The 23,150-nt window shown below is 38.2% G+C and carries 25 protein-coding genes and 3 pseudogenes; 13 read left to right on the top strand and 15 right to left on the bottom strand.

The features are described 5' to 3' along the window. Positions 1–3 precede the first annotated feature (3 nt). Both H4J73_RS04435 and H4J73_RS04430 read right to left on the bottom strand, forming a co-directional pair. Positions 4–618, bottom strand: coding sequence for a TetR/AcrR family transcriptional regulator (locus H4J73_RS04435; protein WP_182178230.1), 615 nt, complete (start codon positions 616–618; stop codon positions 4–6). Between the two features lie 13 nt (positions 619–631). Then, positions 632–1,858, bottom strand: a complete 1,227-nt coding sequence (locus H4J73_RS04430; RefSeq protein ID WP_182178228.1) for a threonine/serine exporter ThrE family protein — start codon at positions 1,856–1,858, stop codon at positions 632–634. Positions 1,859–1,957: 99 nt separating this feature from the next. Here H4J73_RS04430 and H4J73_RS04425 point away from each other — a divergent pair, with 99 nt between their 5' ends. From H4J73_RS04425 to H4J73_RS04410, 4 genes are all read left to right on the top strand, one after another. Then, positions 1,958–2,131 (top strand): hypothetical protein, encoded by a 174-nt coding sequence (locus H4J73_RS04425; RefSeq protein ID WP_182178226.1) that lies wholly within the window; start codon positions 1,958–1,960, stop codon positions 2,129–2,131. A gap of 130 nt (positions 2,132–2,261) precedes the next feature. Further along, positions 2,262–3,032, top strand: coding sequence for a class II aldolase/adducin family protein (locus tag H4J73_RS04420; protein WP_182178224.1), 771 nt, complete (start codon positions 2,262–2,264; stop codon positions 3,030–3,032). Between the two features lie 86 nt (positions 3,033–3,118). Beyond that, positions 3,119–4,303 carry a mandelate racemase/muconate lactonizing enzyme family protein gene (locus H4J73_RS04415; protein WP_182178223.1) on the top strand — a complete coding sequence of 395 codons (1,185 nt, stop codon included), beginning with the start codon at positions 3,119–3,121 and terminating at the stop codon, positions 4,301–4,303. 123 nt (positions 4,304–4,426) lie between these two features. Further along, positions 4,427–5,212 carry a S1/P1 nuclease gene (locus H4J73_RS04410; RefSeq protein ID WP_182223213.1) on the top strand — a complete coding sequence of 262 codons (786 nt, stop codon included), beginning with the start codon at positions 4,427–4,429 and terminating at the stop codon, positions 5,210–5,212. A 122-nt stretch (positions 5,213–5,334) separates the two neighbouring features. On the opposite strand, the gene H4J73_RS04405 is transcribed toward H4J73_RS04410, so the two are convergent. After that, positions 5,335–6,201, bottom strand: a complete 867-nt coding sequence (locus H4J73_RS04405) for a LysR family transcriptional regulator (protein WP_182178219.1) — start codon at positions 6,199–6,201, stop codon at positions 5,335–5,337. A gap of 184 nt (positions 6,202–6,385) precedes the next feature. On the opposite strand from H4J73_RS04405, the gene H4J73_RS04400 reads away from it, so the two are divergent. The 3 genes from H4J73_RS04400 (at position 6,386) to fghA (ending at position 8,987) form a co-directional block, all read left to right on the top strand. Then, positions 6,386–6,712, top strand: a complete 327-nt coding sequence (locus H4J73_RS04400) for a multidrug efflux SMR transporter (protein WP_182178217.1) — start codon at positions 6,386–6,388, stop codon at positions 6,710–6,712. A gap of 186 nt (positions 6,713–6,898) precedes the next feature. Further along, entirely contained in the window at positions 6,899–8,029 is a 1,131-nt protein-coding gene (locus tag H4J73_RS04395; RefSeq protein WP_220460001.1) for an S-(hydroxymethyl)glutathione dehydrogenase/class III alcohol dehydrogenase, read from the top strand. A 118-nt stretch (positions 8,030–8,147) separates the two neighbouring features. Further along, on the top strand, positions 8,148–8,987 hold the full coding sequence (gene fghA / locus H4J73_RS04390; protein ID WP_182178215.1) for an S-formylglutathione hydrolase: 840 nt from the start codon (positions 8,148–8,150) through the stop codon (positions 8,985–8,987). Between the two features lie 63 nt (positions 8,988–9,050). Here the strand turns inward: fghA and H4J73_RS04385 are convergent, their stop codons facing one another. The 4 genes from H4J73_RS04385 to H4J73_RS04370 all read right to left on the bottom strand — a co-directional run bounded on the left by H4J73_RS04385 (position 9,051) and on the right by H4J73_RS04370 (position 12,802). After that, positions 9,051–9,509 (bottom strand): Lrp/AsnC family transcriptional regulator, encoded by a 459-nt coding sequence (locus H4J73_RS04385; protein WP_182178213.1) that lies wholly within the window; start codon positions 9,507–9,509, stop codon positions 9,051–9,053. An 83-nt stretch (positions 9,510–9,592) separates the two neighbouring features. After that, the gene (locus tag H4J73_RS04380) at positions 9,593–10,462 is read right to left on the bottom strand and encodes an amidohydrolase (protein ID WP_182223214.1); all 870 of its coding nucleotides are present in this window, start codon (positions 10,460–10,462) and stop codon (positions 9,593–9,595) included. Between the two features lie 55 nt (positions 10,463–10,517). Further along, complete coding sequence (locus tag H4J73_RS04375; protein WP_182178209.1) at positions 10,518–11,255, bottom strand: SDR family NAD(P)-dependent oxidoreductase; 738 nt, start codon at positions 11,253–11,255, stop codon at positions 10,518–10,520. A 35-nt stretch (positions 11,256–11,290) separates the two neighbouring features. Further along, complete coding sequence (locus H4J73_RS04370) at positions 11,291–12,802, bottom strand: dipeptidase (RefSeq protein ID WP_182178207.1); 1,512 nt, start codon at positions 12,800–12,802, stop codon at positions 11,291–11,293. A gap of 272 nt (positions 12,803–13,074) precedes the next feature. Here H4J73_RS04370 and H4J73_RS04365 point away from each other — a divergent pair, with 272 nt between their 5' ends. Beyond that, positions 13,075–13,557 carry a GNAT family N-acetyltransferase gene (locus tag H4J73_RS04365; protein WP_182178205.1) on the top strand — a complete coding sequence of 161 codons (483 nt, stop codon included), beginning with the start codon at positions 13,075–13,077 and terminating at the stop codon, positions 13,555–13,557. Positions 13,558–13,608: 51 nt separating this feature from the next. On the opposite strand, the gene H4J73_RS04360 is transcribed toward H4J73_RS04365, so the two are convergent. Beyond that, entirely contained in the window at positions 13,609–13,782 is a 174-nt protein-coding gene (locus H4J73_RS04360) for a DUF3545 family protein (RefSeq protein ID WP_182178203.1), read from the bottom strand. Between the two features lie 172 nt (positions 13,783–13,954). On the opposite strand from H4J73_RS04360, the gene H4J73_RS04355 reads away from it, so the two are divergent. After that, complete coding sequence (locus H4J73_RS04355; RefSeq protein WP_182178201.1) at positions 13,955–14,203, top strand: hypothetical protein; 249 nt, start codon at positions 13,955–13,957, stop codon at positions 14,201–14,203. A 163-nt stretch (positions 14,204–14,366) separates the two neighbouring features. On the opposite strand, the gene H4J73_RS04350 is transcribed toward H4J73_RS04355, so the two are convergent. From H4J73_RS04350 to H4J73_RS04315, 5 genes and pseudogenes are all read right to left on the bottom strand, one after another. Beyond that, positions 14,367–14,564, bottom strand: a complete 198-nt coding sequence (locus H4J73_RS04350) for a DUF885 family protein (RefSeq protein ID WP_182178199.1) — start codon at positions 14,562–14,564, stop codon at positions 14,367–14,369. A gap of 20 nt (positions 14,565–14,584) precedes the next feature. Further along, a pseudogene (locus H4J73_RS20375) lies at positions 14,585–15,388 on the bottom strand (DUF885 domain-containing protein). Between the two features lie 233 nt (positions 15,389–15,621). Continuing rightward, the gene (locus tag H4J73_RS20905; protein ID WP_182178193.1) at positions 15,622–15,792 is read right to left on the bottom strand and encodes a hypothetical protein; all 171 of its coding nucleotides are present in this window, start codon (positions 15,790–15,792) and stop codon (positions 15,622–15,624) included. Continuing rightward, positions 15,740–16,003, bottom strand: coding sequence for a glycoside hydrolase family 97 N-terminal domain-containing protein (locus tag H4J73_RS04320; protein WP_182178191.1), 264 nt, complete (start codon positions 16,001–16,003; stop codon positions 15,740–15,742). The genes H4J73_RS20905 and H4J73_RS04320 overlap by 53 nt, the downstream gene beginning before the upstream one ends. 118 nt (positions 16,004–16,121) lie before the next feature. Continuing rightward, positions 16,122–17,021: a prenyltransferase gene (locus tag H4J73_RS04315; RefSeq protein ID WP_182223215.1), complete on the bottom strand. Its 900-nt coding sequence runs from the start codon at positions 17,019–17,021 to the stop codon at positions 16,122–16,124. Between the two features lie 382 nt (positions 17,022–17,403). Here H4J73_RS04315 and H4J73_RS04310 point away from each other — a divergent pair, with 382 nt between their 5' ends. Next, positions 17,404–18,879 carry a carbon starvation protein A gene (locus H4J73_RS04310; RefSeq protein WP_182178187.1) on the top strand — a complete coding sequence of 492 codons (1,476 nt, stop codon included), beginning with the start codon at positions 17,404–17,406 and terminating at the stop codon, positions 18,877–18,879. Positions 18,880–19,058: 179 nt separating this feature from the next. Here the strand turns inward: H4J73_RS04310 and H4J73_RS04305 are convergent, their stop codons facing one another. Beyond that, a complete protein-coding gene (locus H4J73_RS04305; protein ID WP_182178185.1) occupies positions 19,059–19,358 on the bottom strand; it encodes a hypothetical protein in 300 nt (99 codons plus the stop codon). Between the two features lie 6 nt (positions 19,359–19,364). Next, entirely contained in the window at positions 19,365–20,033 is a 669-nt protein-coding gene (locus tag H4J73_RS20755) for an OmpA family protein (protein WP_182178183.1), read from the bottom strand. A 314-nt stretch (positions 20,034–20,347) separates the two neighbouring features. Here H4J73_RS20755 and H4J73_RS04295 point away from each other — a divergent pair. From H4J73_RS04295 to H4J73_RS20365, 3 genes and pseudogenes are all read left to right on the top strand, one after another. After that, a pseudogene (locus tag H4J73_RS04295) lies at positions 20,348–20,622 on the top strand (hypothetical protein); the annotation flags it as partial. 129 nt (positions 20,623–20,751) lie between these two features. After that, entirely contained in the window at positions 20,752–22,533 is a 1,782-nt protein-coding gene (locus H4J73_RS04290) for a hypothetical protein (protein ID WP_182178181.1), read from the top strand. A gap of 74 nt (positions 22,534–22,607) precedes the next feature. Continuing rightward, positions 22,608–22,844 (top strand): annotated as a pseudogene (locus H4J73_RS20365) (endonuclease III); the annotation flags it as partial. Positions 22,845–23,150 lie beyond the last annotated feature (306 nt).

The raw sequence follows: 23,150 nt of genomic DNA, 5'->3' as shown, positions 1-23,150 counted from the left end.
TTGTTATATTTTTTGTTGTTGAATAAAAACCTTTACTACACACTCGCACATTTCATCAATATGGCTGGTATCAAGGTAAATTCCATCAATAAGTAAACGGACAATTCCGTGTAATGTTCCCCAAGTCACTTGCGCTAAACGTAAGCTATTTTCGTTGTCAATCAATAAACCTTGCTGTTGCCAAGTTTTGGTCATTTCTAGTTGATAATTAAAGCTTGGGTAAGCGATGTCACGCAGTGCTTGATCGCTATTGTTTTTTTTCCAAATTGTTTTGCCAAACATCAATTCGTAAATTGAAGCGTTCTGTGTTGCAAATGTTATGTACTGATAAACAAATTCACGAAACTTTTCTTCCCCTGAAAGGTTTTTGTCGTCAAATATCGTATTAGAAATATTTGTCCATTGAATAAAACCTAATGCAGCTATCGCGCAAAGTAAATCATTTTTATTGTTAAAGTGATGATACGTTGCTGTACGAGAAACACCAATGCGTTCAGCGAGCTTTCGTAATGAAAGCCCTTCGATGCCTGCTTCTTTTATCATTTTAGCACCCGTTTCTACGAGTGAACTGCGTAAGTCGCCGTGATGATAAGCGGTTTTTTTACTGGGTTGTTTCATTCAGGCACTTATATTACAACGCTTTACGTGAGGGTAGGGCAACATTTGAGAAAATAAGCCCCGCCACTAACGACATAAAAATTAAAAAGGCTTCTGAGCCAATATTATTGGTATTGAGCATATTTACACCAGATACCGCACTGTTTAAACCGATATAAACTTTACTCCCCGGCACAAGTACAACAAGGCCTAATAATTTAACAATACTAGAAGGTAACCTCATAATGCGTGAGAATAAATTAGCATACATCCCCAGTACAAATGCTCCAACAAACGCGCCTAGCGCTGGCCCCAGATAAGCGGCACCAATAATACTCGCACCGTAAGCCACATAGCCAGAAATCATTCCCCAAGGTGCATCTTTCTTACGCACGCGAAATAAAATAACCAAGCTAATTGATAACGTGGTAACGGCTGCCCATGCGGTCCAAATTGGCATATTACCGGGGGTAACGTATACAACTTCGCCCCAAAATAACTTTCCTAACGCCATACCTAGGACTGCGCCAAAATAAAGCTTAAACAGCATCATTATGGCATCCATAATACGTGCGGTTCCTGACATTAGATGTCGAGCGGCTAATTCAGCTAAACCAAGCGTTAAGGCTAAGCCAGGTATAAAGGCAATAATGGCAGAAAGTATCACCAATGGCATATTGATTGTTGGATCGATAAGGGTGATTGCCGAGGCCAATAGCGCGGTTGTTATGGCTGCAATTGGCTCTAGTGTCTCGGTAATTCGGCGAGAGTATTCAGCCCAAAAGGTAAATAAGCAAGCAACAAAACCGAGCAATACCGACCAAAACACATCATTCCAACTGGTGTGCATCAACATGGAAAAAGCACCACTTGAAGCGCCAAAAGCTAGAAAAGTAAGAAAACGCCCGTAAGGGTTAGGTTTGTTGGCGATTTCATCAAGTCGTTCAATTGCTTCAGTTAATGTGCGCTGTCCAGAACTTAATTCGTCAACTAACTCATCGGTTCGAGCAAGTGATCCTAAATCAAGTTCACCGGGCTTCACACGAATAACATGGTTATATTGCTGATTCTCTTCATCTTCAGATAATACAAACGTTAGCGCTGTTGGCGTGATGATAAAACAGGCTTTTAATTCAAGAAATGTTGAGACATCTTGCAGATGTGCCTCTAGGCGATAAGCTGGCGTACCAAACTTATGCAAAGCTTTCCCTAATCTTATAATAAACCTTCGCTTTTCAGCAAAGTTATCCGGTGCAGTCATTTTATTGTTTACGCATTTTACGTGTTATCTTGTTATGGTAATTGAATAATCAGCTAATGCAATGTGCAATTGATTTAGATACTCATAATTGGAGAAATAATGACATTAATAATGATTTTATTAGCGGTATTTGCTGGTATCGCGTTAATGGTTATATTCGGTGAACGTTTTGGTAAACCTATGGGGGATGAGGAACAAGCTAAGTATTCAAAGATTATCCCAATTTTAGTGTTTATTTTACTCATTGGTAGTTTAATTAAGATGTTTATTTAAGCTAATGTGAATGACGACTTACCTTAGCTTATTTTTATCTACACTTTAAGGGTGATTTCTTAAACTAGTGGTTTGATTCGTATTATCGATGATTTAAAATACCAAAATAACAATTGTTTAAAGGACTTTAATGTTAACTATTCCACAGATTAACTTAAAAAATAAAGTGTCAGCACTAGAATGGCAAACACGTATTGATTTAGCGGCTTGTTATCGCCTTGTCGCCATGTATGGCTGGGATGATTTGATTTACACGCATATTTCAGCGCGTATTCCTGAGTCTGAGCACTTACTCATTAATGCTTTCGGTTTAGCCTTTGACGAAATAACCGCATCAAATTTAGTGAAAATAGACTTAGCGGGCAATATTATTGACCCTGATTGCCCTTTTGAAATTAACCCTGCAGGTTTTACTATTCATAGTGCAGTGCATGAAGCACGTCACGAAGCCCAATGTGTTTTACATTTACACACTAATGAAACTATCGCGGTCGCTAGCTTAGAAGAAGGGTTATTACCGTTAAGTCAATATGCTATGTTTGCACTTGCCTCTCTTAGCTATCATGATTACGAAGGTTTAGCGGTAAACGCTGATGAAAAATTACGCTTACAAAATAACTTAGGCACGGCAAATTTTATGTTGCTGAGAAATCATGGTGGCTTAACGTTAGGAGATACAATCGGTGATGCGTTTATGCACATGTACGACTTAACGCGTGCTTGCCAAGTACAATTGCAAGTGATGGCAACCGCAATGGCCCCCATTTTAGTAGACCAAAGCATTGTCGACGGTATTAAAGCACAAGCTAATATTGTTCATACGGGCAGTTCCGGTGGGCAAAAGTCTTGGCCGGCCATGGTCAGAAAAGTGTATCGTGCTGACCCTAACTTTGCGACCTAACAATAATAAAGCCGTATTTGCATCTCGTACGCCACTATTGAAGTAAGTTCTCTGCGACAAACCTCAACCTATTTAGAGAAGATAAAATGAAAGTAACTCACGTAGAAATTTTTGATATTGAATGTCCAGATCGCGCTGGTTGGAACCCTGTTTTTATTCGTGTTCATACTGACGAAGGTATTTCTGGTGTCGGTGAAGCAGGGCTTGCTTATGATTGGGGACATAGCGCTGCAGCGGCGATGATAAAAGAAATTACCGAAGCGGTATTGATTGGCTTTGACCCGTTTAGAACAGAATTGTTATGGTCTCGAATGTTGCGTGAAAGCTTTTGGGGGCTTGGTGGTGGTCCCGTTTTATATTCGGCAATGAGCGCAATTGATACCGCACTTTGGGATATAAAAGGTAAAGCATTGGGAGTACCTGTTTATCAATTATTAGGCGGTAAAGTTAATGATAAGTTACGCACTTATGCTAGCCAATTACAGTTTGATTGGGATGTTGAAGTTAAGAAGTTATTCTTACCTCAAGAATATGCTGAAGCGGCATTAAAAGCGGTAGCAGAAGGTTATGACGCAGTAAAAGTAGACCCTATTGTTTATAACGCTGATGGCACCTCATCGTTTGATCGCACTAAATTATTCACCAAACCACAAATGCGATTATTCGGCGACAGATTACGCGCTATTCGCGATGCGGTCGGCGAAGATGTTGATATTATTTTTGAATCGCATTCATTAATGGGCGCTGCTTCTGCGATTCAAATGGGCGAAATTGTCGAAGAAGTCGGCTGTATGATGTATGAAGAGCCTGTTAATTACTTGAACGCTAAAGTACATAAAAAAGTGGCTGAGCGAGTTAATGTACCGATTGCCGGTGGCGAGCGTTTATATCACCGCTGGGATGTGCGCCAGTACTTTGAAGATCAAAGTATTGATGTACTTCAGCCTGATGTTGGCTTATGTGGTGGTTTTACCGAATCTAAAAAAGTGTGTGACTATGCTGATGTTTATGATATTCGTATTCAAGCGCACGTTTGTGGTGGCCCGGTAGCAACAGCTGCATCTTTGCATTTAGAAACAGCTATCCCTAACTTTTTAATCCACGAGCACCATACTTATGCGACCAAGCATTGGAATCGTGAATTGTGTTTACAAGACCCACAACCGATAAATGGTTTCTTCCAAGTCACTGAAGTACCTGGTTTAGGTATTGAATTAAATGATGAAGTGGTAAAACGCTCACCGAATGTTACGGTTAATGCGTTGAAGTAATCGCGAGTCGTTTCGCTTTAGCATGTGTTATCAGTTTATGACTCATGCTAAAGCATATGTTTTAATAAGATAAAAATAAGATTTAAAGACTCACAATACAACGCTAAAACATGGATTATATAAATGATAAATAAAAGCTTGCTGGCGGTTATGATAATTACACTCGCCCATTTGCCGATTAAAACCGCTCTAGCCTTGGGTCCCAATGGACACCGAATCGTGGCTAAAATAGCAGAAGATAATCTCGACCCTTCTGCTAAACAAGCCCTTATGCAAATTACTAACGGTGATCCGTTAGCAAAACTAGCCAATTGGCCTGATAACATTCGTTCAGATAAAAATTGGGACTATGCTAAACCTTGGCATTATATCTCTGTTGATGATGACGAACTATTTAATGGACTTGTGAGGAATAAGGCAGGTGATATATTAAAAGCGTTATCTGATTTTGAAAAAAAACTTCGAGATCCAAACCTCTCAAAAAAAGAAAAGTGGCAAGCATTGGCTTTTTATATACATTTTGTTGGCGATATCCACCAACCGCTACATGTTGGGCGAAGGGATGATCTTGGTGGCAATACAATAACGGTAAAATGGTTTGGAAAACCCACAAAACTTCATGCTGTTTGGGATTCCTCGATTCTTGAGAGGCAGCAATTGTCTTATACTGAGTATGCTCATTTTTTAAATAACCAAACGCCAGAAACGATTACTTTATGGCAAAAGGCTGTTTATCTTGACTGGGCGAAAGAGTCTAAATCTAAAAGAGAAAGGGTTTATGATTTTCCTGAAGATAAAGAATTAGGTTATGAATATGTTTATAAAAACACGCCACTGTTAAATGAACGAATCGCTAAAGCAGGTATTCGACTTGCAGGTATGTTAAATAATATTTTTAAAAATGAATAAAAAGAGACCAATAAGAGGGGGGGGGATCGGTGTTCGTGCCGATAAACCCTGCTATACAATCGAGAGTTGCTTAACGTTGAGCTAACGACTAACTCTGTAAATGCTTTAAATAACCCTTGAAATCAAAGCAACTGCTCAGCTAAATAGTCAACGAGTAACCTTATTTTGGGTGATAAATGGCGGTTTTGAGGATAAACCGCCCATATACCTTCGTCAGGCGCACGATAACTGTCTAACAAGGTAACCAGTTCGCCACGTTGAATATGCTGTTGAACATAGTAATCAGGTAACTGCACTATTCCTAAGCCTTTGAGTGCTGCATCGGTTAAGCTATAACCATTGTTGTATCGTAACCTTCCCGTTACTCGGATACTTTTTTCTCTGCCTGACTCTCTAAAATGCCAGTGATCATTTGTTCCCAATAAACAACTGTGCTTATTAAGCTCTGATATAGAGTGTGGTATACCCTGTTTTTCTAGATAGCTTGGCGAGGCACAAACATAGTTTGCTCGCTTACCTAATTTTTTTGCCATCATTGTTGAATCACTTAATTTACCCAGGCGAATAGCTAAGTCATACCCTTCATCAACGATGTCAATTTGACGATTGCTTAAATAAGCTAACACTTCAACATCGTCATATTGCTTTATAAAGTTATTTACTAGCGGCAATATTTGTTTTTCACCATAGGTGACGGGAGCAGTTAGTTTAATTTTACCTTGAGGTTTAGATTGTAAATTTGTGATGGCACGCTCAGCGGCATCTAAACCATCGAGAACGCTGCGACAGTGCTGATAAAAAACACGGCCTTCATCAGTTAATGAGACTTTTCGTGTGGTTCGATAAAATAATTTGATATTAAGGCGTTTTTCTAACGCACTTATCTGGCGACTCACTTGTGCAGTAGATATCGCCATTTTTTTTGAAGCGAGCGTAAAGCTCTCATTTTCCGCCACGTAAACAAATTCGCTAATCCCATCCCACTGCATGATTGTTACCCCTGTGTACAAGTTATTTACTAAATTAGCATATTATCATTTCTTTAGAAGTAAATATAATAGCAACCATCAAGACAAGCTTGCTGTGATTGAGTTATTTGATGAGTAACTTACTCAGAAAAAGTGCAGCATTACTCAGGCAATAACTGCCTGCATAACATTATAGGAAGTAAAAATGAGTTGGTTATTCCTTTTTTTAGGTGTCGTTGCTGAAGCAATGTCTCATGTTGCATTAAAAGAAACTGATGGTTTTACTCGACCTGTGCCAAGTGCTTTAGTTTTACTCGGGCATTTAGCCGCATTCATGTTTTTAGGCCAAGCAATGAAAGGTATGCCAGTGGGTATTGTGCATGCGTTGTGGGCAGGGTTAGCCATTATAACCGTGACGTTATTATCTACGGTTGTGTATCGTCAACATCTGGAGTTAACCACTTGGCTTGGTATGGGATTAGTCGCTATAGGTATCGGCATCATTAATCTTTCACAAGGCCACAGCCATTAAAGTAATGTATTCATGATGATGGTACTTTATCAATACTCACTTTATTGTTACCAACTGGTAAAAGTGAATTACGTTTTTAACGTATTATCATCTTTCATTAAACACCGTAGACTAGGCTCAAATATAGCAAGTTCGTCTGCAATATAAACTTTTAGAAACGCGATTAATTGAAAAGTGAGAATCAAGATGACTGATAAATTTATTAAATCAAAAGCCGCTATTGCTTGGGGCCCTAAGCAACCATTATCCATCGAAGAAATCGATGTTATGCTGCCTCGTAAAGGTGAGGTGTTAGTAAAAGTAATTGCCTCTGGCGTATGCCACACTGACGCATTTACTTTATCTGGGGATGATCCAGAAGGGATTTTCCCTGTTGTTTTAGGTCACGAAGGTGGTGGTATTGTTGAGCAAATTGGTGAAGGTGTTACCAGTGTTCAAGTAGGCGACCATGTTATTCCTTTATACACACCAGAATGTGGCGAGTGTAAATTCTGCCTCTCGGGTAAAACGAATCTTTGTCAAAAAATTCGTGAGACACAAGGCAAAGGCTTAATGCCTGATGGCACAACCCGTTTTTATAAAGACGGTCAGCCAATCTTCCATTATATGGGCTGTTCAACATTCTCCGAATACACCGTATTACCTGAAATTTCATTAGCAAAAGTCAATAAAGAAGCGCCATTAGAAGAAGTTTGTCTATTAGGTTGTGGGGTGACCACGGGTATGGGCGCGGTCATGAATACTGCGAAAGTAGAAGAGGGCGCAACAGTGGCTATCTTTGGCCTTGGTGGTATTGGTTTATCAGCGGTTATTGGTGCAACTATGGCGAAAGCCAGTCGTATTATTGCGATTGATATTAACGAAAGTAAATTCGAGCTTGCCAAAAAATTAGGTGCTACCGATTTTATTAACCCAAAAGACTACGACAAACCTATTCAAGACGTCATTGTTGAAATGACAGACGGCGGCGTTGATTACTCATTTGAATGTATTGGTAATGTAAACCTAATGCGCTCTGCCTTAGAGTGTTGTCATAAAGGCTGGGGTGAATCAGTGATTATTGGTGTTGCGGGTGCCGGACAAGAAATATCAACCCGCCCATTTCAACTAGTGACTGGGCGTGTATGGAGAGGCTCTGCGTTCGGTGGTGTTAAAGGTCGTACTGAGTTACCTGATTACGTAGAACGTTATTTAGCGGGTGAATTTAATTTGAGTGATTTTATTACTCATACCATGGGGCTTGACGATATTAATGAAGCGTTTGAGCTAATGCATAAAGGCGAAAGTATTCGCAGTGTTATTCATTTTGATAAGTAACGTTTGATAAATAATATGACTAATTTTTTCAGTCACCATCAGCGCTGTTAAGTGCGCTTATTTGCCACTTTTAGCGTAGCCGTATAAATACAAAAGTGGCATTTTTTTGAGTTTTATCATGACGATAGAAAACATCAGTGTTAATAAAAGCTTTGGCGGCTGGCATAAGCAATATAGTCACCCATCTAAAACGCTAAATTGCACAATGCGTTTTGCTATTTACTTGCCACCGCAAGTATCAAGCGGGGAGAAAGTGCCTGTGTTGTATTGGCTGTCGGGACTAACCTGTACCGATGAAAATTTTATGCAAAAAGCGGGGGCATTGCGCATGGCTGCTGAATTAGGCATGGCTATTGTTGCTCCTGATACTAGTCCTCGTGGTGAAGGTGTTACCGATGATGAAGGTTATGATTTGGGCCAAGGTGCAGGGTTTTATGTTAATGCCACACAAGCACCTTGGAATCGTCACTATCATATGTACGATTACGTTGTTAATGAATTACCCGCCATTATTGAAGACGCTTTTCCGGTATCCAATAAACGCGCGATTAGCGGACATTCAATGGGCGGACATGGCGCGTTAACCATTGGCCTGTTAAACCCTGAACGTTACAGCTCAATGTCAGCATTTAGCCCTGTTTGCAACCCAATAAAAACGCCATGGGGCAAAAAAGCTTTTACCACTTACTTAGGGAAAGACACCGCAATTTGGCGCAGGCATGATGCAAGTGAGTTGATGCGTATAGCAACGCAGTTTATTCCCGCTAAAGTTGACCAAGGTGGCGCTGATGATTTTTTGAAAACGCAATTAATGCCGGAAGCATTAGCAGAAGCAGCCAAAGTGAATGGCTACCCATTAACACTTGCTGTGCACGAAGGCTATGATCATAGTTACTACTTTATCTCATCATTTATTGAAGAACATTTGCGGTTTCATGCGAAACACTTAAATCAATAGCTAAAGTATACACTTGGTTTTTAGACTATTTTATGACTTGAGGAAAGCGATATCTAAGCTAGATTACATATAGTCAACCGGTAGTGCGGTAGTATATTTAATTTCTTCCATGGCAAAACTTGAACTAATATCAGCAAAGCTTGCTTGGCCTATCAGTTTCTTATAAAAAGCATCATAGGCCTTCATGTCTGAAACCACGACACGGAGTAAGTAATCAACCTCGCCACTCATCCGATAAAATTCAATGATTTCTGGAAATTTTTTTGAGTTGATACTGAAATCATCAAGCCAGTCAGGGTTATGTTGGTTGGTTTTTATCATTACAAAAACCGTTAAGCCAACATTTAACTTCTCCGGATCAGCCAAAGCAACACGACCTTTTATAATGCCGTTTTTTTCCATGGTTTGAATGCGCCGCCAACAAGGGGTTGTTGAAAGACCCACTTGAGCCGCAACCTCACTGATGGGCTGTGTACAATCATTTTGTAATATTTTTAGAATTTTTCTGTCGAAGTTATCCATTAATTGACCCATTAAAATATAATGTAATGGAATACTATTTTATCTGAGGTGTTGTGGGTAGTTTTTTTTTCTTAGTTTAATCTTTATGTTGAAAACTTATAAAATTTTTGCGCATTTTTATAACATAATAATTCAAGATCGTTTACTGATAGTTGCTTGTTTTGTTGATGAGCGAGCCAGTTTTCTTGATAACTCTCTTTAAATAAACATAAAGGGAAATTACTCGCTAGCATGGTTTTATTTACGCCAAAACTTGTTATGCATTGTTTGATAACCTGTTGTTGCCATAACAACGAGTATTGCCGATTAGCCATTTCAAAACCTGAACATTTAAGGTTGATATTGTCATAGTGTCCAAGTGCTTGAACACTTTGTTGCCAATTTATCCATGCGTTACTACGTGTGTCTTCAGGTGGCCAACCCGCGTGATTAATGACTAATTTTAACGTCGGTAGTTCATTGACTACTTTTATTAATTGAGCGGTGGCCTTAACATCAGATAAAGGCATTTGGCATTCAAAAATCATTTCTTGCTTGGCCAACTGCGCTAAGTTTTTTTGAACTTGAGGATTTGATAAATACTCGAAAGCATTTTCATCGAGAATATCGCGCACACCAACAACAGATTTGTAGCCGTTAAGCTTTTTTAGTGCTTGTTGAAATTCATTTGTTAGTAAACGTAAATTAATACCAGCAATCGATTTAAAGGGCAGGGAACAAGTACTTTCTAACCAAGCAATTTCACGCCAAGGCTGCTGATTATCAAAGCCGGCTTCAATATGTACAAAGCCAGCCATTTCAAAAGGAGCAGAAAAATGTAGCTCTTTTTCCGTCACGTTTTTTTCGATTATTTTTTTATCGGGCCAAAACGGGGGATTATCAGCTTTTAACCACTGGTAGTCGCCTTGCGCAAGGTTAAATAAATGCAGGTGTGGATCGATTATTTTTATCATGTGTTTTTATTCTAAATGTTTAAAACTAACATTGAAACTAAAGCCATCAATACTGTTACTGTGCGGTATAACCGCCATCAATCACTTGTAAACTGCCTGTAATGAATTTAGCTTTATCAGACGCTAAAAAATAAACAAGTTCAGCGACTTCTTCGGGTTGCCCTAATCGGCCTAAAGGCTGTAAAGCCGCTTCTTCAGCATGGATCTCTGCTTTGTTTGCACCCGAGCGATCACAATAATTATCAATGGCTTGATGATACAACGGTGTTTCAATAGTGCCAGGACATACAGCATTAGCACGAATATTAAAAAGAGCATAATCAAGCGCGGTAGTTTTTGCTATTGAAGCAAGCGCCACTTTACTGATGTTATAAGCAAACGAGTTTTGCTTGGCAATTAACGCTTGGTCTGAAGCCATTAATATAATCGCGCCATTTTTATTGGCTTTCATATTCGGTAATACCGCTTTTACTGCTGCATAAGCACCTTTGACATTAATATTAAGTACTTTATCGAGATCAGCTTCAGAGGTGTTCTCAATATTACCTGAAAAGTGAATACCTGCGTTCGAGATTAAAACATCAATAGTCGTTGTTTTAGCGATATCACTAATAATATCGCTAACTTGTTCAACATTACTTATATCACACAAAACATCAGTAGAACCAAGCACAGTAAGGTTACTGGGTTGTAAGTCTAGATTAAACACTTGATAGCCATGGTCAGTAAATAATTTTACGATGCTTAGGCCAATTCCCGAACTACCACCGGTAACTATACATGTTTTTTTCATACGTATTCCTATTCCTTACTGGCTTATCTCATGTGTTATTGCGCTTTGGCAGCAGCCATTTCAACTAAAGCTGCTGTATACATTTTTAAATTTAAAACAAACTGTTTCATGGTAATAAATTCATGCTCCGAATGTCCGGTATAATTGGCATTGGGCATTGATGGACCAAAGCTTACGGCATTGGGAAATAAGCGTGAATTTGTTCCACCACCAATAGCGATAGGCTTAGCATCTTTTATTCCGGTAAAGTGTGAAAATACAGCCAGTAATGTTTCAATATGTGGGGCATCTTTTTGAACAAAAGGGTCGCCAATATAATGCTCTAATTCGGTAATGTCAGCCATATTCGTCAGCTTCCATGTTGCGATAACATGATTAATTTCTTCTGTTAGCTGTTGCGCTGATTTACCCCGTGGACGACGAATATTAATATTCAATTCAATGTTGTTTTTAAGTTGTTTAATAACCGTCGGAGAAACCGTCATAGGCCCCATAAAATCATCACTATAGGCAATGTTGCCAAACTTTTTCCCTTCTAACCCTAAACCAATATTGTCATTAATAAAGTTCACTAATGTACCTGCACCGTTACTTGGCCAGCGTGTTTGTGACAATAAATCAGCTAAGAATGGAATAGCATTCACGCCTTCTTGTGGCTTAGATGAGTGAGCTGATTTTCCTAGTGCGGTTACCGTTAATTGGGTCTCTTTGAGTAAGAAATCAAAACTAACACCTTGATAGTCTCTTGCTTTGTCCATCATTTGCTGCAGTAAAGTCATATCTGCATTTGCAATGACCGCTTTAGCATCTTCAGGTATTTGACTACCAAAAAATCCGCCACTAAATTCACTGATATAAGCGTCAAAACCTGTGTAATTATTTTTATTAAAAGCTATTTTTATGGTTCCGTAGCCTTTTTCTGCGGTGACCACAGGATACTCTGCATCAATGGTAATATTGGTTTGTGGCAGTGTATGCGTTTTAATATACTCTTGAAGCGGTCCCCAGTCTGATTCTTCTGCCATATAAACATATAATTCGATACGTTTATTTAGTTTTATATTTTTGTCTTTAATCGCTTTCATGGCATAGAGCGCTGTTGATATTGGGCCTTTGTCATCTTCTGTACCACGGGCGATAAGTTTGCCGGGCTCTGAAGTGGTATCAAGTTCAAACGGCGACTTCTGCCATTTTTTAGGATTCACTGGTTGTATGTCGCCGTGGGTGATTATTCCTACCCGTTCTTTACTTTCGCCAAGACCAATAACAACGACATAACCATCATCAGTATAATCAAAGCCTAAATCTTCAGCTTGTTTTTTAAGCTCTGCTTTAAAAGCAATATGCTCAGGATTGTTATTCGCTGAAACGCCATCAACAGCTAATGTATTGTATTTCACTAACTCAGTTAGGCTAGCAACCATAGAGGCTTGATAGGTTTGAACGGCGTATTCAGCTGTTTTTTTTGCAGTTGGGCTGATATCAGCTGAAAATACTGGCAAAGTGATAAAAGTGAATAATACGAGTGAAGCTATTTTATTGAACACGGACTTTCCTTTTGTTTTAATTGAGATAATTGATTTTTTATTGTAGCGATAAAATGATCTTTAAACAGTGATCATTTAAAAAGTGTACCTGTGCCATTTTTCTATTGGGTTAATTGTATCGTTTAAAGCGGTTATTTACCTTGTTAGATCGCAATTTTTTTATGGGTTCAATATTCATTTTTATTTTTTGTTCTACTGTATAGTTCGTGAGAAAATATCTTTGTACTGGTATGCTGTACAGCAAAAATTAATTAAGAAAACGAGGAAGTAAAATGTCTGAAATAATTATACGTGATGCGACCCTAAATGACGCAGAACTTTTGTTCACTTTTATTAAAGAACTCGCTATTTATGAAAAAGCAGAGCATGAAGTGTATGCCACTGTTGATACAATAAAAGACACTATGTTTTGTAAAAATACACAAGTACACGGTTTAATTTGTGAGCTTGATGGTATTGCTATTGGATCCGCCATTTACTTTTATAACTACTCAACGTGGTTAGCCAAATCAGGTTTATACCTTGAAGATCTGTATGTAACGCCAGAGCATCGAGGGAAAGGTGCAGGCTTGAAATTATTAAAAACGATGGCCAAAACTGCTATTGATAATGATTGTGCACGTTTTGAATGGAGCTGTTTAGATTGGAATAAGCCCTCACGTGACTTTTACGAAGCCATTGGTGCTGTATCAAAAGATGAATGGATCGGTTATCGTATGACAGGCAAAACCTTATTTGATTTTGCACAGCCATAGAACAAAAGAGTTAGCGTTAGAGTCAGTGCAACTTATTCCAACACTTTATGATTAAGAACCGTAGTTTTGTATGTCATGAAGCTCCTGGTGTAAACGTTTTCTGTCTTTATACGTTTCTATTTCTCGCCATTTTCTTTTACGTGAGCGAGACTCCTTTTTGTCGATAAGCAAACTGTCGAAAAGGTTAAAAATTTCATCATATTCATCAACGCTATTATGTTCCATGAGTATCCCTTATTGAGCTCTATTTAGTTGACATGATGCACTTTACAAGTTGAATATGACTTTTTTCTTACTGAATTATGACGATTAAAATACGTTGAGTTTTATTGATGTTGAGCAAAAAAATAAAGCTTGGCTATACTTGTTTTTATAGAGTCTTTTTATAGAGTTAGCGATGAAAAAAAGTAGTGACATAGAAATAATATCTCAAGCAGAGTTAGACAATCTATTACGTATTAATGAATTTATAGAGCAAGTCGATGAGAATTCGTTGGTTAGTGAACTTAAACTCGCCATATTAGATTCCGGTAAATTAGAATTAACGCAGTGGGGAAGTTTACGCGATCATATTCGAGAAATAGAGGAACTTATTCCTCATATTGATTTGATTATTAAACTTAAAAAAGAGCGACCACCTCGTTGATTTTATTAGTTTAACGCTATTTGATATAAAATTTTTTAGCGCCTGATAAAATGCCGATTATTGTGAAACAATCGGCATTTTAAATTATATGTTCAGTGATTACATCAGTGATTGATGACCACTATGTATCATTACTGCAGCTGTTGATTAACCCAGTTAACGGTTAACCTTCTAGTAAAGCCATAGGTAAACTACCACTTTTAAGTATTTGGTCATGAAAAGTTCTAATGTTGAATTTTTCAGCTAACTTTTCTTCTGCCATCGCACGTAACTGAAGGATTTTGATTTCACCCACTTTATAAGACAACGCTTGTGCTGGCCAGCTTATGTAACGGTCAATTTGTGCGGTAACATCTGCCATACTTAATGCCGTGTTCTAGGCTAAGTAATCATGGCGTGCTGGCGAGACCAACCTTTAGCATGCATACCGGTGTCTACGACTAAACGACATGCGCGCCAAGGCTCATATGTCAAACGACCAACGTTGCTATAAGGGTCTTGATAAACCCCCATTTCTTTGGCTAAATGCTCTGAATATAGACCCCAACCTTCACCAAACGTGGCGTGGTAAAGTGTTTTTCTAAACTCTTGCATATTAACTTCTTAAGGAATAGCACTTTGCATATGATGGCAAGGTTCAGCTTCATGAAAGGTTAAGGCTTCTAGGGTATATAAAGGCTGACTTTTTAGGTCTTTAGTATCGATAAAGTAAGTGCCTGAGGTAGTACCACTCCCATCTGACGCGACATAATAAGTACCACCATTAGGAGACGCTTTTATATCGAAGGTTGAGCGAGGTCATACTGAAAACCATTTGGGCAATTTTGCGGCCATTTTGCGCGTAATATAACTCGCTTTTTCAATTAAATCGCGCGGCTCATTGGTATAAAATTGTGGGTCAGTGCGCAGGAATCTGATAAAGTCGGTAAAATCACCTTTAAAATTAACCTCTTTAATAATCACATTCATTTCTTGACGAATACGTGCTACTTCATTTAAACCTCATTGGTGAATTTCTTCAGCTAACATCGATGTGGTGGTGTAAAATTCAATAAGGTACTGATAATATTCTTTTCCACCTTTAAATGGGCTTATACCAACATTTTGACGACAGTTAGTCATGTATTCTTTAGTAAAAAAAGCATAAAACTTTTGATATTCAGGAATCACTTTCTGAGTGTTCAGTTCCGCGGCTTTACGTTGATAATTTTCTTTGTCATTGGCTGATATTTTGTAACATCGACTATTCTCAGCGTTTGAGTGTAAGAAAAGGTAGATAAAGTAACCTCCACCTACCTTTTAGCTGATTTAATTATAAATGATTGTAGGCAACTTAAAACGGTTAAAATTACCGTTATAAAGCTTTAAAGTGAATAGCAGCACTGCCGATGGTGGCGAGTGGTAACACTCATTCATCGTTAGCCGCGACTTGTATTAAATAGACGGAAACGTACTTTGAATTTTTCACCCTCGATCTTCTTGCTCGTTAAAAAAGTAACTAACAGCTCATTATGATGATCAGTAACATCTTTACGTTCACCCCCAAGGTAGTTGCCATACTTTGTTAGCTGATTTTTCTTGGTGTGCATAAAGGATAAATCCGTCGCTAAATACAATTGTATTTTTAAACGCTAAACCCCAACAAGATGGCTTGATAATGCTTCCACCAATAAAATTAATCGCGTAGTTTGGTTTTCTATTATCGTTAACACTGAGTACTATTTTTACATCGGGTGAACTTACTTTAACCGTTTGTGCGAATAACGTTGGGAATGAAAGTAGTATAATAAGGCAGAGCATTATTTTTTCATGAGTGTTTCCTAATGTATTTTATTACATCAAGCATAAAGCGCCTTTGATAAATTTACAGCTAAGCTACATACGTATTCATTAGTTTATATATGATTAATTACTTGTTTTAGTTAATAAAAACCGTAATTGCAATAGTTAAAGGTGTTAATAAAGTACAAGCAATATTATAGGCAAGGTATTTGGGTTGTTGACCAATACTGGCGCCAAACTTTATAGCGCCATATAAAGCAATATAAGCCAACATTTGTGGAATAAGCGCAAGAGCACTCAATGCAGGTAAGATGTTTTGACTGATATAGAAAAGAATCAATAAAGTTGAGCACACGGAAAATAACGCAAAAATGCTATTACTGGCCTTTATACCAAAGGCAATTGGAAAATGGTTGCGACCAATCGATTTATCAGCATCAATATCAGGATATTGATTTAATAATAATAAGTTATTGATCAGAAAAAAGGGGATAACACCAATTACCCAAGGTGTTGACGAAAAATGTCCTGATAAAACAAGTTGTGTACCTGCCACCATTAGTAAACCAAAACTAAGACCTGGGGCAACCAAGCAGATAAGTGGCCGTTTATTGATCCATTTAGTGTAACTGACAATAATGGCTAAACCGAGCACCCCTATTGGTATTAAAGGCATAATGGCTAAACCATGTAGGTATATGAAATAAAAGCCAATAAAAAGTGTCAGAAGGGTAGAGACAATTGCGGCTGTTTTTACCCATGGCAGTAATTCAGGCTGTCGGCACAACAAACCGCTACCACCGCTAAAGGGGGGACGCATTGTTTTTAGGTCTAAGCCACTTTGGTAATCTTGATATTCATTAAGCGTATTAACGCCAATATGTGCCAAAATGCCACCCAACATAACAATGGCTAATAAGCAAAAATCAATAGCACCTTGCTCTTTGTAACTGATGCTAGCACCAAGAAATACACAAATAGGGGCTAATACCAAAAAAGGTACGCGAAATGATGGAATAATAGTAGCGAGTTTCATGCGTACTTATGTTTTTTAATTTACTAAAGATTAGCGTAAAATTATTTTTATTCAAAAAATGAGTGTATTAAAGTGAGCTGCAATCTCATGTTTGTGTAAAGTGGGTGAGATTAGAGTTCGTTGAAGAGAAAAATTCAGCTAACTCAATAACGCTAGTGAGCACAATATATGGTTAGACGATAGGAAACTAATCGTTTATAAGTAAACACACTCCAGTTAGTTAGCCTTAATTACCTATCGTTAGATAATTAAGTGTTCCTTAATAAAAATTATCCTTTAATACTTAATTTATATAGGCATACTGAACGTAAGTACGATTGCACACATACCTGCCAAGTACCCTTTATTGAATCTATTTATTAGGACGGAGTAATAAACACTTATGATTATCTTTTTTATCTGCATCACTCTATTAATATTGGGTTATAAGTTTTATAGCCCTTTTATTGAAAAACAAGCAGGTATCGACTGTAACGTTGAAACACCTCAAGTACGTTTTGAGGAGGGCGTTGATTATGTTGCTATTCATCCGGTTAAAGCCTTTCTTATTCAGTTTTTAAATATTGCGGGTGTAGGTCCTATTTTTGGTCCAATTCTAGGTGCCCTCTATGGTCCGGTGGCACTTATTTGGATTGTATTAGGTAATATTTTAGGCGGTGCTGTACACGATTATTTCTCTGGTGTAATGAGTATTAAAGAAGATGGTAAAAGTTTACCTGAAATAGCGGGGCATTATTACAACGTTTATTTTAAAGGGGTCATGCTAATATTTACCACAATGCTGCTATTTTTTGTTGGCGTTGTCTTTATTATGAGCCCTGCTGGTTTATTAAGTAATCTAAGTTACTTTGAGGGCACTTTTTTAGCGGGTAACACCTTTTGGGTACTAGTTATTTTAGGTTATTATTTATTAGCGACATTATTACCTATTGATAAAATAATAACTAAGCTCTACCCATTGTTTGGTTTACTTATGATAGTAATGACTTCGCTTATCGCTGTATCATTACTTATCGATGCCCCGCATTTACCTGTTGCAGGCGATTTTTTGGGCTATTTCAATGCAGATCATTACAGCCATGATTTCTTAGAGCCTAATGCTGACGGACTTCCTGTATGGCCATTATTATTTATCACCATTACGTGTGGTGCAATTAGTGGTTTTCATTCAACACAAGCGCCAATTATTGCGCGTTGTTTAACCAATGAAAAATATGTGCGCCCGGTTTATTATGGCGCGATGATGTGCGAAGGTCTTGTCGGTTGTGTATGGGCGTTGGCTGGTATAGCGGCCTTCCCTGAAGGCTACTCAGAACTAAAATCATTACTTGATCAAGGTGGCCCGGGTTTAGTGGTTAACCATATTGCAAACAGTTATCTTGGCGCACTCGGTGGAATTATGGCTATTATTGCCGTTGCAATATTCCCTATTACCTCAGGTGACACTGCTTTTCGTTCATTACGCTTAACGTTAGTCGATGCGTTTAATATTCCTCAAAGCTTACGTAATCGCTTACTGTTAGCTGTACCTATTCTTATTATTGCTTATTTCATGACAAAACTAGATTTTTCAATAATTTGGCGCTACTTTGCTTTTTCAAATATGCTACTTTCTACCAGTGTGTTGTGGCTGGCAACTAAGTTTTTATTTGATCGTGGTACTTTCCATTGGATAGTAAGTTTGCCTGCTATTATTGGCACGAGTGTTAGCATCTCTTATATTATGACCGCAGGAATAGGACTAAACTTACCTATGGAACATGGCAAGTTAATTGGAGCGATAACGGGTGCTATATTACTTATACTCTTAATTGTGGCACATAAGAAACATGGTCAGGTGGCTTCTGTATCACCTTAGCGTTTTGGTAGTTGAGGTGGGATGCTAAATAAAAAAAGCAGTGCTAATAAGCACTGCTTTTTTTGATAAGTATAACGAGCAGTTTGAGTTACAAGTTATCGCGGTTCATCTCAAATTTTATGGTAAAAAAGCCCCTGAATATGAGGAGCTTTTTAAGGAGTATTTAAAACTGAATGATTTTAAGCTCTAGGTTGACAACCCTGAACAAGCAGCGCAACACTGGCCGCTGATTTTATACTGTCGTAGTATGAACTAGCACTTTTTTCTGTGCTTTTCTTAATCACTAACCCTGACATCGCCGCAATTTGTTCAAGTGCTGCGAAAGAAGTTTTATCTGCCTCATAGGCAGCAAATGCAGCATTTATTTGTCCACAAGAATAAATATTAGCTAAACCTTTTGAAGAGGCATTTTGTAGCTCTGTTGCCGTTTGACATGCTGTTAATGTTACGAGAATTAAAAGAGCAAGTAAATATTTCATACGGTATTACTCTGTAATTGGAAGCAAAGTGATTTCTACTCTTCTATTAAGTTCTTTACCGGCCTTTGTATTATTACTTGCAACAGGCTGAGTTTCACCAAAACCAATCACTTCAATTCTATCTATAATAACACCTGCATTATTAAGGTAGGTAGAAACAGACTGAGCGCGGCGCTCTGATAAACTCTGGTTTAATGCGTTAGAGCCAGAGCTGTCAGTATGACCTGCAACGACTATCAAGGTTTTGTTGAATTCTTGTAATACTAAAACAACCGAATCTAAAACAGATAAGAAACGTTGATCAATATTGGCATTACCTGAAGGGAAGGTAATGTTGCCAGGCATAATTAAGTTGATGTTATTACCTTCACGTTCAACGCTAACACCTGAACTACGCAATTGTTTTCTCAATTCAGCTTCTTGTGTATCCATATAATAACCAATACCACCACCAATCGCCGCGCCGCCCGTTGCAGCTTTCAATATTCTACGATTCCTTTTACTTATATCATCCTCATTTTTATTGGCTAAATAAGCTGCCACAGCAGCAACACCTGCTCCTATACCCGCGCCTTTCGCGGTATTGGTAACTTTTTGCTCACCCGTATATGGGTCAAAAGTAGCACAAGCGCTTAAGGCTAGACAAGCGATTAGAGGGATAGTAAATTTTTTCATTTTGTTCCTTAGGGGAGTGATTTGTTTGTTTGTGCTTTGAGTGTATTAAACTAAAAAGGTTACTCTTGGTAACAATGCGGTGATTATAAGTGCCGAGGCTTGTATATGTCTAGGCGTATTCATCTGTGATTTATTAAGGATTAAAATTACTGAGCATATCTTAGCCCAACAAAGTGGTATAAGTGACGATTAAACTAAACACCCTAATCGGTTATGTTTTGGCACTAACTTTTATTCTTGCTAATGCTCTCTTGATGCGTATTGCTGACGTTAGGTATTAATTGAACATTAGAGCAACTGCTAGCCACAAGCTGACATTAGCTATCGACACCCACATCGATCGTGTATAACCCAAATTAGATTTGCTATGGGTAAAAATGTAGTGTGAGTTGAAAAAAGCTACTCAAAGTTGTCTCTAAAGAATTCAACGTTTATGTACACCATTGGTGTATTCTGCATGGTCGATACACCTATTTTGCACGTAAACCAAAGTGTGGTTCTTGCATAATTGAAGATTTGTGACTTTAAAGATAAAGCAGAATACAAACACTTTATAGGAAATATTGGCAGAAAAGTAAGGCACTATTGATGTAACGATAGGTCAAGTAAATATTTGTAAATAAGCTTTAACAATAAAACGAGTTTTGGTATTTTGGGACAGAATTAGTTTAACTTGAGGTTCGTATAGATGATTCAAATGTTCAATAATCGTTTTCTGTTGATTTGCAGTTTATTATTTCTCACAGGATTATTAGGATGTGGTGGCGGTAGTAGTAATGATTCATCATCTGTTCCTGTTTCCCCTTCTCCCACGGTAACCTTGTCAACAACTATCGAAAGTGTTGAAGTGAACTCAGAGTTCACTTTAACTTGGTTTACAACTAATGCAGATACCTGCTCTGCGTCTGGAAATTGGAGCGGAGATAAAGCTGCGTCTGGTAGCGAAACAATATCAGAATCAGAAATAGGCAATAAAACTTATATACTTTCGTGTTCTGGCTCAGGCGGAGATAAGTCCGAGAGCGTTGGGGTTGAAATAACCTCTCAGACAAATAGTGGGCGGTGGGATCATAATCACATTCCTTATGGCATGGACGATCCAGAACGCCAATGGCTAAATATTCACTTGGCGTATGACCAATCTAAGCCATCCCCTATTTATCTCTTTGCCCATGGCAATGGTGGTTCGGCCGACGGTATGGACGAAAAAGAGTTACATGCAATCGCCAATGAAGGCTATGCAACCGTGAGTTGGGAGTCAATAGCAACAATCAGCGGCGCTGATGAAGCAGCCATAGGTATAGCTGATGCGCAAGTGATGTTTCAATGGGTAATAGCGAATGCGGATACATACAATTTAGACCCAGACCTTATTGTTGTTGGTGGGCGCTCTCGCGGCTCTATTATTAGCTGGCAATTAGCTCACAGCAATCATCCTTCTATCAAAGGGATTTATATGTATAACGCCTTACCTCGAGGCGCGTGGCAAGATGTTGGTACGTGGAGTCCTGTGGACGAGATTACTATTAATAGCCCCATTACTTATCTAGTCTACGGTCCTGATTTTGACGATGATGACCAACATAATCCTGTCTATGTAGAGCCAGTTCTTGCCCGCTTTGTGGAGTTAGACATCAGCGACAAAATAACCCGTTATGTTGATATGTGGGGGGACTTTCAGAATGAAAATGGTAGCTGGATAAATGACGCTCAAATCATGCATTATTTTCCCGAGTTCTCTTCCATAGTCAATGAGGAAGTCTCTACGCCTGTTACTGGATACAACACTCTATTTATGGGGCACAGTTTTTTTGCCCCTATCGCCAGACAAATTCCTACTCATATGACACAACTTGGTAACGACTATCATAATCAGCACGTTGAAAGGTCGGGTGGTGAGTCAGGAACGCCAATTGCCTTATGGGAAGACGAAGGTCATAGAAATAAAGTTCAAGCAATCCTAAATACAGGAGAAGTAGAATTATTTGGCATGACAGCTAATCCAACGATGGAGGGTTATACACTTTGGATAGATTATGCGTTGTCAAAAAATCCAAATACTAGAATCGTAATTGGAACACCTTGGTTAGACTTTCCTGCTGATTATAGTGACGTGGCCACCTATGAGAATACAATCGTTGATGGATTGAGCAGCAAGATACAAGTCGACATTGATGCGCTTAGGTTACTTTACCCTAATACAGAAATAATCAATTTACCTTACGCTTTTGCTGCTATTGAGCTATGGCATATGTTTGAGGCTGGTCAACTACCTGGCATTACAGAGTTAATAGGTAGCAACCGTAATACATCTATTTTTTCGGATCAAAAGGGTCACGGTCATGGAAAAGGTTTATTGCTGGATCTGGCAGAATTTATATGGTTAAGTCAACTTTATGATATTGATCTCGATACCTACGACTATAGTGCGGGTCATAACACCAATTTAAAAGAAGTCGCTAAGTCAATATTAGATAAATATGCCTACTACTTCAATTAACTAAAACGTACATCTTTGCAAATTCAGCCGTATTCAAATACGGCTGATATCTACTTTCATTATGTTTCGGCTAGCCAACAATTGCGGCAGATACCCAAGTTTACCGTGTATCTAGTCGCACTAAATTTGTCATGGGTATAGGCGTAGAAGAAGTAGAATAAAAGCATTTAAAAGTGATTCCCAAAGAATTGAAAGTGGATGTTCATCACTGGCTGATTTTTCACGGACGTTATACTTGTTTAACCCTCAAATTACGCTGTGGTTATTGTATTATCGAAAGTTTGTGTGAGTTTAAAGATAGAACAGATTAATCTGAGGCTGCTATTTGAGCGATTGGCTCATTTTCCTGAGTAAATGAGAAAAGTTTTAATTATGGATATAAAAACAGTAACGTAACGATAGAAAATATTTAACGTCTGGTTTTCGGATCACTTGTCATTAGATAAGCCAAGGTTAACATCCTGTTTCGTATTTAATTAAACATAAAATCACCTGATTTTGAATACTAATTTAGGTCTTCAGTGTGACATTAATGATCATAAGTACTCAATCACTTATTAGTATTAGAGCTGCAGATGAGTATCACCTTTTGTTCAATTTAGCATGTAAATAAGATG

The sequence above is a fragment of the Colwellia sp. MB3u-41 genome (genome assembly GCF_014076845.1).
In the GTDB taxonomy this organism is placed as follows: domain Bacteria; phylum Pseudomonadota; class Gammaproteobacteria; order Enterobacterales; family Alteromonadaceae; genus Colwellia_A.
The sequence above is the reverse complement of the archived record's forward strand: the minus strand, read 5'-3'. Positions and strand labels throughout refer to the sequence as shown.